Annotated in this window: 10 protein-coding genes; 5 read left to right on the top strand and 5 right to left on the bottom strand. The window is 51.3% G+C overall.

Going from position 1 to position 12635, the window contains the following annotated elements:
• Window positions 1-286: 286 nt before the first annotated feature.
• The gene (gene megL, locus Q4T40_12325; GenBank protein MDT8902033.1) at window positions 287-1480 is read right to left on the bottom strand and encodes a methionine gamma-lyase; all 1194 of its coding nucleotides are present in this window, start codon (window positions 1478-1480) and stop codon (window positions 287-289) included.
• A 198-nt stretch (window positions 1481-1678) separates the two neighbouring features.
• Here megL and Q4T40_12320 point away from each other — a divergent pair, with 198 nt between their 5' ends.
• From Q4T40_12320 to Q4T40_12300, 5 genes are all read left to right on the top strand, one after another.
• The gene (locus tag Q4T40_12320; protein MDT8902032.1) at window positions 1679-2593 is read left to right on the top strand and encodes a LysR family transcriptional regulator; all 915 of its coding nucleotides are present in this window, start codon (window positions 1679-1681) and stop codon (window positions 2591-2593) included.
• A gap of 447 nt (window positions 2594-3040) precedes the next feature.
• Window positions 3041-4765: a methyl-accepting chemotaxis protein gene (locus tag Q4T40_12315; protein MDT8902031.1), complete on the top strand. Its 1725-nt coding sequence runs from the start codon at window positions 3041-3043 to the stop codon at window positions 4763-4765.
• Window positions 4766-5652: 887 nt separating this feature from the next.
• Window positions 5653-6780: a dsDNA nuclease domain-containing protein gene (locus Q4T40_12310; GenBank protein ID MDT8902030.1), complete on the top strand. Its 1128-nt coding sequence runs from the start codon at window positions 5653-5655 to the stop codon at window positions 6778-6780.
• On the top strand, window positions 6777-6917 hold the full coding sequence (locus Q4T40_12305) for a hypothetical protein (protein MDT8902029.1): 141 nt from the start codon (window positions 6777-6779) through the stop codon (window positions 6915-6917). Before Q4T40_12310 ends, Q4T40_12305 begins: the two co-directional genes overlap by 4 nt.
• Window positions 6868-8625, top strand: coding sequence for a hypothetical protein (locus Q4T40_12300; protein ID MDT8902028.1), 1758 nt, complete (start codon window positions 6868-6870; stop codon window positions 8623-8625). The genes Q4T40_12305 and Q4T40_12300 overlap by 50 nt, the downstream gene beginning before the upstream one ends.
• Before the next feature lie 90 nt (window positions 8626-8715).
• On the opposite strand, the gene Q4T40_12295 is transcribed toward Q4T40_12300, so the two are convergent.
• The 4 genes from Q4T40_12295 to lgt all read right to left on the bottom strand — a co-directional run bounded on the left by Q4T40_12295 (window position 8716) and on the right by lgt (window position 12502).
• Window positions 8716-9912 carry an IS256 family transposase gene (locus Q4T40_12295; protein ID MDT8902027.1) on the bottom strand — a complete coding sequence of 399 codons (1197 nt, stop codon included), beginning with the start codon at window positions 9910-9912 and terminating at the stop codon, window positions 8716-8718.
• 297 nt (window positions 9913-10209) lie between these two features.
• Window positions 10210-11067, bottom strand: a complete 858-nt coding sequence (locus Q4T40_12290) for a carbon-nitrogen hydrolase family protein (protein ID MDT8902026.1) — start codon at window positions 11065-11067, stop codon at window positions 10210-10212.
• Entirely contained in the window at window positions 11051-11671 is a 621-nt protein-coding gene (locus tag Q4T40_12285; protein MDT8902025.1) for a GNAT family N-acetyltransferase, read from the bottom strand. Before Q4T40_12285 ends, Q4T40_12290 begins: the two co-directional genes overlap by 17 nt.
• Before the next feature lie 42 nt (window positions 11672-11713).
• A complete protein-coding gene (lgt, locus tag Q4T40_12280) occupies window positions 11714-12502 on the bottom strand; it encodes a prolipoprotein diacylglyceryl transferase (protein ID MDT8902024.1) in 789 nt (262 codons plus the stop codon).
• Window positions 12503-12635: the final 133 nt, after the last annotated feature.

Raw genomic sequence — 12635 nt, 5'->3', positions numbered from 1 at the left:
CAGACCGTTTTCGCCTTCACCCGTGAAAAGCAACAGCAGGATGATGATGATGATAACGACCACAACCCCGCTGTTGCCGCAACCGCCGAAACTGCCTAACCCTCGGCCCATTGGAAATCCCTCCTTCCAGAAACATAACCACTAAAACCCACCGTATACTATGTTTCACCGCCCTCTTTGGTACCGGAAAAAAGGCAAATACCGTTTAACAAAAGGCTGCCAGGATCACCCTGGCAGCCTCGCTGTCTTTCTGCGCTGTTATTGTAAGTAAGCCATCATGACGCTTTTATATCCTCGAAAATCCGCGTTCCAGATCGGCGATAATGTCCTGCGGATTTTCCAGCCCCACGGAAATCCGTACCAGCCCCTCCGGCACGCCGGCCTTTTTCAACTCGGCGGCGGTGTATGTCGAATGCGTCATCGACGCCGGGTGCTCGATCAGGGTTTCCGCGTCGCCAAGGCTGACCGCCAGCGTGCAGAGGTCCAAATTGTCCAGCAGGTTGATCCCCGCCTCTTTTCCCCCCTTCACCTCAAAGGAAATCATCCCGCCGAAATCCTTCATTTGCCGTTGGGCGATTGCGTGGCCCGGATGGGTTTCGAGACCGGGGAAGTACACCTTTGTGACTTTGGGGTTCTCGCTCAGATACCTGGCGATGATTTTTGCGTTGGCGCAATGCCGGTCCATGCGGATCTCCAAGGTTTTAAGCCCTCTTAAAACCAGATACGCGTCATGCGGACTGATAACAGAGCCGGTCATATCCTTTATGCCAAACAATTTAAGCTCGCTGATAAAATCGTTCGCGCCCAGGGCGGCGCCGGCGACGACGTCCCCGTGCCCGTTGATATACTTGGTCGCCGAGTGTACGACGATGTCGCAGCCAAGGGCCAAAGGCGTTTGCAGATACGGCGTCGCGAAAGTGTTGTCGCAAATGACCCGGATATTTTTGTTGAAGTTATGGGCGACATCGCAAACCTGGCGGATATCGGTAATCTTGAGGGTGGGATTGGCCGGCGTTTCCAAATAGATCGCCACGGTGTTATCCCGAAGGGCGGCTTTGACCTGGGCAATATCGGCGGTGTCGACGAAGCTGACCTCCACGCCGAACCGCGTCAGCCCGTGCGACAACAGGGCGTACGTGCAGCCATAGAGCGTCGAATCCGCGATGACGTGCACGCCCGCCCTGCACACTGTCCAAAAAACGGCGGAGATCGCGCCCATTCCCGAGGAAGTCACGGCGGCCGCCTCCGCGCCCTCTAGGGCGGCGAGCTTGGTTTCCAGCATAGCTGTCGTGGGATTCCCCAGCCGGGTGTATATAAAGCCGCCCTCGGCGCCGGCAAAGCGCCGGCCCCCCTGGGCGCAGTCGTCGAAGACGAAAGTTGACGATTGGCAAATTGGGGCGGTAAGCGCCCCGTAGGATTTGTCCTTGGCGTTCCCGGCGTGAATCGCGATAGTGCCAAAACCCTGGTTTGCTTCTTTCATAAATCGAATCCCCCCGTTTAAAATGGCTATTCACCCCAAATATAGCACAGCCGGCCGATAATCAATAAATACGAATAAGCTATTGCCGGCCATAACAAATACGTATATATTAAAAATACGAAAAACAGCCTTTTTCGCGGCTAACCGACATCCATCGACTATTATCAAAGTGAATGCCTGGCATCGGGGGGATTGAGCATGACGTTCCAGCAGATCAAGTACGTCCTGGAGATCGCGCGGTGTGGTTCGATCAGCAAAGCCACGAAAAATTTATTCGTCGCCCAGCCTTATCTTAGCAATTTGCTGAAAGAACTGGAGGCGGAAATAGGCATAACGATATTTATCCGCAACAGCAAGGGCGTCGAGCTCACCGACGCCGGCAAGGAATTTATCGGCTACGTAAAGCCGCTGCTGGAGCAAAGAGAAAAGATACTGGAGATGTACTCCAGCCAGAAGTTCAGCCCGACGTTCCACTTCAGCGTTTCCCTGCAGCATTTCCCATTTGTGATCAAATCCTTCGTGGAGTTTTTTTACAGTAAAAAGCCCGAAAAATACGAGCTTCACGTCCGCGAAGTGGGGATGTACCGCGTCATCAGCGACGTGTTCGATAAAAAAAGCGATATCGGTATTATCTACATTTCCGACATGACAGAAAGGTTTATCAAGAAAGTCTTGTCCAGCAAAAAGCTGGAATTCCATGAAATCGCCCGCATCACCCCATGCGTCTTTTTTAACAAAAACCACCCCATGGCGAACAAAGAACAGATCGAAATCCGCGAAATGCAGGAATACCCGTTCATTTCCTTCGAGCGCGAGGCGTTTGCGGCCTTGGACTATTCGGAGGAAGTGATCCTTCGCGGCTTCGCCCCGACCCAGAAAAGCATTTACATCGAGGACCGCGCCACAATCATCAACCTGCTGACTCACACCGACGCGTTTTCCATCGGCAGCGGCATTCTTCCCCACGGGTATCAAGACCAGGAAATCATAAGCCGCCCGATCGCCCATTACGAGGGCTATGTCAAACTGGGATATATAACCCATGCGTCAACGGTTTTGAACGATGATCTCCACGAGTTCATCGACAGCGTCAGGAGAAATATACCCGATTAAAATTTCTCGTCGCGAAAAGGCTGCCAGGAAACATCCTGGCAGCCTCGCTGTCTTTCTGCGGCTCGCTCGCCGTCCATGGCTCGCGCCGGCCGTCGTTACCGGCTCCTTCGCCAAGTAGCGGCCGCCGCCTCGCTTCACGTGGCGCACCCCAACCGCCGGCGGCGCTGGTTAACTAAAGGCCAAACGGAAAGGGGTTCGGTTTTTGGTTCGTCTCTACCCTGCAAATTCGAAATAGCCGAAAATCCGCGGACTAGGTAAGCGGGCATGATACAAAGAGGGTCTCATTGTCCGACTCGTGACCGTTATTTCTTATAAATTAAGAGGTTTATACATAAATCGACAGAATTTATCTAATAGCAACAATTTTTGCAAGTCGCCTGCGCCTAATGTTATCTCGACGCGACAACTTGCAGCGACAAAATAGCGGAAGCGCATAGGAGGAAAATAATGCAGCTAAAAGTGGGAACAAAAATCACTCTGGGTTTTGTTGCAATGATGTTGATGGTTGTTATTCTGGGCGCCTTTTTCTACTACTCAGCCGGCGGCATAAAAGATCAGGTCGGCGACCTCCAGAAAGCAACGACAAGACTGACCCTCTGTCTGAAGATCGAAAACGAATATACCGGCGCGATCGGTGAGGCGCGGGGGTTTGTTGCTTACGGCAACGAGCAGATGCTCGAAAACTTCAGCAAAAAACTTCAATCCGCCCTGGAAATGGAAAAACAGATCCTGGAGCTGACAAACGCGAATGAACGCTCCGTAGTGGAGAAATTAATCAGTGACACAAGCGAATACATAAAAGGTACGTCGGCCGAGTTTGTCCCGCTTGTGCGCGAACAGATGCGAGAGCAAAAGGCGGGCAACCTGGAGCGGGCCAAAGCCCTGCAGGCCCAGTCGGTGGCAATTGGCAAAAAGTACGTGCCCTTCGCCCAGGGAATCATGAAAGGCTGTCACAGCCTGGTCGAGGAAAACACGAACATCGTCCAAAACCGCTTGGCGACCATCCAGCAAAAAGTCCAGCATGTTCTGATGATTTCCCTGATCATCGGCATCCTTTCTTTGCTCGTTGCCGGGGTAATGACCGGGACAATCCCGCGCTACATAAAAAAATCGTTGGTATCGATCAGCGTAGCAGCCGGATATTATGCCGAGGGCGATCTGAGCAAACAGATACCTGCGGCCAACCGCGATGAATTTGGCGACATCTCCCGCTCGATCAACGATATGGTCTGCGGCATAAAGGGGATGATCGGTAGGATATCCCAGTCTGCTGAACAAGTCGCCGCCTCGTCGCAACAGCTAACCGCCAGCGCCGCCCAGTCGTCCCAGGCTGCCAGCCAAGTCGCGGCCTCAATCGGCGAAGTCGCCGGCGCGTCCGCCGCGCAGTTGGCGGCGGCCAACGAGGCCTCGGCAGTCGTGGAAGAAATGTCGGCGGGTATCAACCAAGTAGCCGCCAACACGAACCGCGTTGCGGAGCAGTCGGCCCGGGCGGCCGGCAAGGCCAAGGACGGAGGGCTTGCGGTGGACAAAGCCGTGGCCCAGATGCGGGCGATAGAAATAAATTCCCAGGCAGTAGCCGAAAACATCGCCACCCTTAATGAAAAGTCCAAAGACATCGGCCAGATCGTCGACACCATCGCCAGCATCGCCGGGCAGACCAACCTGCTCGCCCTGAACGCCGCTATCGAAGCGGCGCGGGCTGGCGAGCAGGGACGCGGCTTCGCGGTGGTGGCCGAGGAAGTGCGGAAGCTGGCGGAGGAATCGCAGGCAGCGGCCAAAAAGATAGCCGAAATGATAGGGGAAATCCAGGGCGACACCGACAAAGCGGTCGCGGCGATGAACGAAGGCGCCCTCGAAGTCAAAACCGGGGCCGAAGTGGTCAATGCCGCGGGAACCGCCTTCCGGGAAATCGTGGATATGATTTCCCAGGTATCAAGCCAAGTAGGGGAGATTTCCGCCGCTGTTCAGCAAATGGCGAGTGGCAGTCAGCAGATCGTAGACTCTGTCAAGAAGATCGATAACCTCAGCAAAAAGTCAGCCGGAGAATCGCAGAGCGTCTCGGCGGCCACCGAGGAGCAGCTGGCTTCGATGGAGGAAATCGCCTCCTCCAGCGAAGCGTTGGCAAAGCTGGCGCAAGATCTCCAGATTGCGGTTGCGAAGTTCCGCGTTTGATAAAAAGGGACGGTTCGTTTGTACCACTGTATGAATCCCGTTTGCCGAAAAGCTCCCGCCGTTTGACGCGCGAAAAGGCTGCCAGGAAAACATCCTGGCAGCCTCGCTGTCTTTCTGCGGCTCGTTTTAGCCGTCTTTACCCGTCTTACAGCGTGACGCCCTTGATTGTTCCGTCCCTTGCGCGCGCACCGGCGGGCCGCAGCGGAGCGGAGGAGTCCGTAGGACTTGCGCCGCAGGGTATAATCCGTTATTGGCGCCACGCTGATATTAGCGTGTTTGCCGTAGGGTTGCGGGAGGGGAGAGGGGAAAGGGGAGAGGGGGGCTCCACCTTGCGGGGCCGCGAACTCCGGCTCCGATGCTCCGGCCGGACGCGCTGCGATACCGAGCCTAGCCTGTTTACACCGCGCCTTTCCGGCGGATGGGGCTCGCCACACGCTGCGGCGGCGGTCTTACTAGGCTCGTCGCCGACGGCTGGCCGTACGCCGCTAACTGTCTCCTGACAGATAGCGGCTCGCTCGCCGTCCATGGCTCGCGCCGGCCGCCGTTACCGGCTCCTTCGCCAAGTAGCGGCCGCCGCCTCGCTTCACGTGGCGCACCCCAACCGCCGGCGGCGCTGGTTGGCTTAAGGCCAAGCGGAAAGGGGTTCGGCTTGGTTCGCCTCCACCATGCAAATCGGATTACCTGAGAGCCCGCCAATTTCGTGGGCTCTTGTTGTTTGTGGGGGACGGATGGTGGAGGTTGCCTCCACCATCAGCTGGAAAATGAAAATGATACGACAAACGGTCCCTTGTACCTTTCTAAGCGAGAGTTTACTTAATCCGTAGATGTTTAATTAAATTATTACATGTCGGGGCAGGAATAGATTAAATGTACCAAGAAATGACTTTGTGGTAATTAATTACCGCTTTTGTAAGGTGGTGACTATTCTGGAGTTGACTGAAAGGTTATTAGCAGTCCCGCGACGTGAAAATGCAGGAGCCAGAAGTGCCAATAGATTTAATTATCAGCAGGTATGGGCATTTAACCACATCTTGGAATTAATCGAGGATGGATCGGATTTCTTACTATTAATGGAGTTTCATGATGACGTCATAGTTTTAGAATCTACTTCGAATTCTGAAACTTTAGATTTTTATCAAATTAAAACAGATGATAAACCGTCCAGATATTTAACAGCATCTTTTATTACTAAAAACGCAAATAAATATCCGAACAAGATGTCGATTGCCCAAAAAATGATTGATAATTATTCAAAATTTAGTTCTGAAACAAAAGGGGTACACCTAGTTTCTAATAAGAATTATGATTTTGGCGAACTGAAAGTTGGAGATAACTCAACAGAGAGAGCCGTTATTAGTTTAAGCGAAATTTCAGATGATCAGTTAAAGATAATAAAAAAAGGTATGTGCCAATCTTGCCATTTAGAAGAAGAATCTTGTCAAAACCAATGTATAAATTTAATATATTTTAACGTATCCTTTATGGGTTTAGTGAATTATGAAGACACGATTCTTGGTAGATTTGTGAATTATTTAAGCTCCGAAGGAATAGAAAGTTCTATATCAAAAACGAAAACTATATTTTATACAATATTAGGAGAAATAAAAAGAATTAATAATTGGGAACAAAGTGCGCAGAATATTGCCGAGCTTAAAAGAAGAAAATCAATTTCCAAGGATGCTGTAAAACGATGGATTAACATGCTTAGCAAAGAAATGCAAGATGATTCATGGGATGAAATTAAAACCTATTTATTGAATGATGGATTTTCATCATTCGAGGTAAATAGAATTGGCCAGCAATGGAAAAAGTATAAACTGGATTCTATGAATGTTGATGAGACGTTGCAAAGTATCAAAGATGAAATACGTAAAATCATATCAAACGAAGTATTTGATAACTCCAAGGAGTTTACAGAAATTATATATACAAAACTACAGCATAAAAGAGAAGTAAAGATTTTTCCTAAAGAATATCTTTATGTTGTAATAGTACGGGAGTTATTTTTATCATGAAAAAGATTATCTCAGCAGATTTGAGAGAAAATGAAATTAAATATGAAAGATATAGAAAAATCATTAGAAGCCTAAGGGGGGGGAAGGTTGAAAAGATTAATTCTAAAAAAACTGGTAGTTATATCGCAAAAAAATGAAGAAGCCAGAATAATAGAATTTGACAATAAATTAAATATTATCACAGGCCAAGACCCAGACCCGGATAAGGTTACAATTAATAGAACTGGAAAATCTTTACTTATCAAGTCTATTTATTATTCTCTGGGAGCAAAACTATCAAAGTATACTACTAATTGGGATAACCTGAAAATAGCGACAATGCTTAATTTTGTATATGACGGTAAAACGTATGTTATTTATAGAAATAAAGATAAATTCGTCATGCACTATGATAGTAAACTTTCCTTTTTTAGCAATATATCTGAACTAAGGGAGTCTCTTATTGATCTTTTTAATTTCAAAATACGTATGCCCATAAAAAAGGATGATGAAGCTGTCGTATATGCGTACCCAGGAGCAATTTTTATGCCATTTTATATTGATCAAGATAAAGGCTGGTCTGGTTCTTGGGATTCGTTTAGTGATATTTTCAGCGGGAATTGGAAACAAGAAGTTCTATTATATCATATGGGGGTTAGAACTCCTAGATACTACGATTTGCTTGACGAAAAAGTGGAATTAGAAATCAAACAAAAAGAAAACAAACGGCAAGAGAATACGTTAAATATAATTACGAAAAAACACATTGAAAAATATAGCAACTATTTAGATATCAATATTGATTTAGATGCTTTTGCGGAAGAGATGGCCGGCTTAACTTATGAATTAAATGTTCAAATGAATAAACGCAACGAAATAAAAGAAGAACTTGTATCTTGCTTTAATCAGATGAGAGAGATTGAAGAGCTACATGCTATTGCAGAAAAAGTGTACAATGAACTAATTAAAGACGTTGACTATATTGAAAATGAAATATCTGAAGATTTTATAATATGCCCAATTTGCGGTACTCCCCATGAGAATAGTATACATAATCGCTTTAATATATATTCGGAAATAGAAGAGTGCGAGGATACAATTCAAAGGTATTTTGAAGACAGAAATAAGATTGAAAAACAGGTTAAAAAGCTGACTGATGAGTTGAAAAGTGTTGAAGATTATGTTTCTAAGATTAATGAAATACTAGAAAGAAAACGCGAAAAAGTAACTTTTAGAGAAGTTGTTGTAGCGGAAGGATCGAAATCTATTTTAAGTGAGTTGAACGATGAGCTAACAATTATTAAAAATAATTATATTGTTGCTCAGAAAAGACTAAATGAGATTCGTAAGGAGCAAACTGCTATTACTAAAGAGGGAAAAATCATTATAGATACATACTTGGAAAAAGTGAAAATGTATTTTGACGCCTTAAATGTCACGGATATTTCGGAAGCAGATTTGAAAAAATTTAAGAAAAGTTTTGATAGTGGTGGAAATGATTTGCCGTGTGCTATTTTGGCACAAGTTTTCGCAATATATAACGTTTCTATTAAGTTTTCAAGAACTGTTTCCGCTCCAATTGTGTTAGATGCCATTTTTCAGCAGGAACCAGCCATAGAAAAAATCAACACAATATGGGATTTTGTTTTGAATAATCAGCCGGTTGACTCGCAGTTGATTATTTCTACTACTGAAATGCACAATAGAAACGTAGAAGGCAAAATTTTTAGATTAACGCAAGAACGTGGGCTTTTAAACACTAGTGACTATCTTGAGGAAAAAGATAACATCGAATATTATAAGAATGCTTTGTTGCAATGGCTAAAAGTGAAGAACAAAGACGATAAGGAAGAGGCGCGTCATTAATTTTTCGTGATGTTGGTGACTCACTGGGACGGTTTTGGTGACTAACAGAGGGTCTGTCAATAATTTTGTGCTCTAGCCCCTTGCCGCCAGTTAACGCAAATGAGATCGCACCTTTTCTGGGAAGAAGATGGATAGTTGCAGAAGAATTTGGCCCCAGTTCTGAATTCTGCCCGTCCATTTCCGCATAACATCCTGGGTTGCTAGATAGAGCATTTTTAACAGAGCATCGTCCGACGGGAAGATGCTCTTTCCTTTTGTGACCTTCCTGAGCTGCCGGTGATAGCTTTCGATCATGTTGGTTGTGTAGATGATCTTGCGAATTTCGGGCGGGTACTGAAAGAAGGTGGCGATTTCGGCCCAGTTGTTCCGCCAAGACTTTACGATGAGCGGATACTTGGCTCCCCAGATGCTTTCGAATTGGTTCAAGGCTTCCTGCCCGGCCGATTCCGTTGCCGCCGTGTAGATGGGCTTGAGGGCTGAGGTAATACGCTTTACGTCTTTGTAAGACACATAGCGAATAGAGTTACGGACCTGGTGGACGATGCACTTTTGCACCCGTGTTTCCGGGTAAGCGGCGCCGATGGCTTCTGTAAACCCGGTCAGGTTGTCCACCGAAGTGATAAGGATGTCTTGTACGCCCCGGTTCCTGAGTTCGTTTAGTACGCTGAGCCAAAATTTAGCTGACTCGTTTTCGCCGATCCAGATGCCAAGTACGTCCTTGGTGCCGTCCAGGTCGATGCCGATTGCCATGTAGGCGGCCTTGTTGACGATCTGGCCGTCCTGCTTGACCTTGAAGTGAATGGCGTCGAGGAAGACAACGGCATAGACGCATTGCAGCGGCCGGTTTTGCCACTCCTTAATCAAGGGCATGATTTTATTGGTGATATTGGAGATCAAGGCCGGCGAAGCCTCGATACCGTACAAGTTTTGCAGATGGTCCTGAATTTCGCGGGTACTTACGCCTTTGGCGTAAAGGGCGATAACCTGGTCTTCGATACCTGTTACGCTCTTTTGGTGTTTCTTGACGACAAGGGGGTCAAATTCGCCTTCGCGGTCACGGGGGATATCCAGCTCCACGTCGCCGAATTCGCTGCGCACCGTCTTGGGGCTATGGCCGTTCCGGCGGTTTGACTGTTCCGGCGTCCGTGAACCGTTTTTCTCATAGCCAAGGTTTTGGTCCATTTCCGCTTCGAGCATTTCCTGCAATACGCCGCCGAACATGTCTTTTAGCAGGCGCTGGACGTCCTCCGGGGTTTTAAGGTTCTCTTCCTTGATGAGGCTACGCATCTGTTCCCGACTGAGCAGTTGCTTTTTAGGTTCTTTTGGCATGTGCTTCCCCTGCCTCTCTTTCCCATTTTACCGGATTTTCTATGGGAAAGGGCAAAAGCACAATTTATTTTACAGACTCCTAACAGACTCCGGGAACAGACTCACAGGTCGGTTCTTTTGATGCAAAACAGTGTAGATTTGCATCGTCATGGATCGCCTCTACCATGCAAATCCTGCCACACGCTTGCCGAACAAAAAGGCTGCCAAGAATAATCTTGGCGGCCTCGTTGTATTCCCCCGGCGTCCAGGGCGTATTCAGAATTGTTCCGGCCAGTGCTTGTGGTTGAGGACTTTGCCTTCGGTGCGGACGGCGGCGATGGCGGCGGGGTCGATGTCGGCGTATATCCAGCCGGGTTTGTTGAGTTCGCCGAGCGCGAGGACGCCGTTGTCGGGGAACCCGCTGTCCGGGGGGGCGAAGAAGCCGGCGGCGCCGATGTTTTCGTCCACGGCGGGGCACCAGTCGGCCCGGCCGACGGTGGGCGCCTGGACGACGATGCACTGGTTTTCCAGGGCGCGGGCCTGGCAGGCGATCCGCACCCGCCAGTAGCCGGCCAGGGTGTCGGTGCAGCTCGGCGCGAGGATGACCTGAGCTCCCGCTTCGGCCTGCCGGCGTACCAGCAGGGGGAATTCGCTGTCATAGCAGATGGCGACGCCGATGCGGCCGAGTTCGCATTCGACCGGCGGCGCGTCCTCGCCCGGCGATATTCCCCATTCCTCCCGCTCGAACCGGGTCATGATCCGTTTTTCCCGTATCGCCGGCGGGCCGTCGGGGGAGATGAAGGCGGCGGCGTTGCGGAACAGGCCGTCCCGCTTCACCGGGAAACTGCCGGCCAGGATATGGACCCCGTAGGTCCGGGCCAGGGAGCAGTGGAGGTCAAGATAGGGCGCCGCGAAATCCTGCATGGCGGCGAGCTGGTCCGCGAGCGTCAGGTTGCGGTGGCCGGGGACGAGCGAAATCAGCTCCATGGCGGCGTATTCGGGGAAGACCAGCAGCCTGGCCCCCGCCTGCGCCCCCGCCGCCACCCAGCCTTCGAGCGCTTCGGCGTACTCGCGCCACGAACGGTATGCCGTTATCGGGTATTGGGCCGCCGCGGCCTTAAACCGGCTCGGCATCGCCCAGCTCCTTGCGCCAGAACGCCAGCGGGAAGGCTTTTTCCTCCGTCGCGCCGAGCTCCTTCCAGCTAAAGGCGCACTCCATGCCGGGCATCGGCGTATAGCCCCGCCGCCGCCAGAAATCGTCCAGCGGCACGTAGCCGGGCGGGCGTCGGGGGTCGTCCGCGGACCGGATTACGCCGCAGAAGGCGGCGTGGCGGCAGCCGAGCGCGCGGGCCTGGGCCTCGCGCTCGCGGAAGAAGCGCACCCCGATGCCGCGGCCGCGATAAGCGGGCAGCAGCACCGATTCGCCGTGGTAAAACCATTCCCGCGGGTCGTAGCCCGCCGCCGTAAAGACGCCGCGGACCGCCTCGTCGGCGTCGCTCATCGGCACGCCGGTGGCCGCGCCGACCACCTCGCCGGTGTTGGCGTCCACGGCGGCCACGATGATGCTGCCTGGGGAGGCGGCGTATGTCCGCAGATAATTGTTCTCATACTCGAAATCGCCGTCGTACAGATAGGGCCACTCGCGGAAAACGGCGATACGCAGCCTGGCCACCTCGGGCAGATGGGAGTGCACCTTTTCGCCCGCCAGGCGGACGAACTCGATATCCTTGCCGCTCACGTCATCCCTCCTCGTTGCTGTTGGCGGTTTCGTCGCTTCACCTTACTTTTTCCGCACGCTGATCTTCTCGCCCTTCACGCCCACCCACGCGAACAGCGCCAGGCCGACGACGATCGCCGCCAGGCTGGTGAGCTGGGCCGATTTCAGGCCCCACAGCAGCGCGCCGTAGTCGCCCCGCAGGAATTCGAGCAGGAAGCGGGCCGCCGAGTAGAGCACCGCGTAGAGGATGAACACCTGGCCCTTGCGGTGGTCGGTGCAGCGGAACAGCAGCAGCAGGCAGAAAATGACCACGTCGATCTGCCCCTCCCACACCTCGGCCGGCCACAGCGGCTTGTCGCCGTAGGTGGCGTGCGCCAGCGTCGTGGAAGGGTAGAGGAGGCCGAACGAGCCGCCGGTCGGGTTGCCGAACGCGTCGCCGTTCATCAGGTTGGCGGCCCGGCCGATCGCCTGACCCATGATGATCGCCGGCGCGGCCACGATGTCGGCGAACGCCCACGTGTCGATCTTGTGGATCTTGGTGTATATGTAGCCCACCAGCGCTCCGGCGATTACCCCGCCCTGGATGGCCATCCCGCCCTGCCAGACGAACGGTATCTCCAGCAGATGGTCCTGGTAATACGCCCAGTCGAAGAAAAACACGTCCCACAGGCGGGCGCCGATTATGCCCGCCAGGCCGCAGTACACGCCCATGTCGAGGACGTGGTGCTGCCAGCGGCCGTCCTGCCTGGCCAGGAAATAAGCCGTGCCCACCGCCAGGATGATCGCCAGACTGAGGATCAGCCCGTAGGCGCGGATAGGGAAGTCGCCGATGAAGAAAAGATACTGATGCATGGTTGTCCTCCTGCTTTGAACGGCTAACGGTGATTGCCGGATTACAATTTATTATAGCAAAACTCGCCGCCGGATGGAAATGGCAGCCCGCGAAAGCGGAGGTATGGGCTCCCGGCCCGGCGAATAGGTATTA

It is taken from the genome of Selenomonadales bacterium 4137-cl (genome assembly GCA_032334055.1).
GTDB classification, from domain to species: Bacteria; Bacillota; Negativicutes; order Sporomusales; family UBA7701; genus Anaeroselena; species Anaeroselena agilis.
This window is presented reverse-complemented; position numbering and strand designations above follow the sequence as displayed.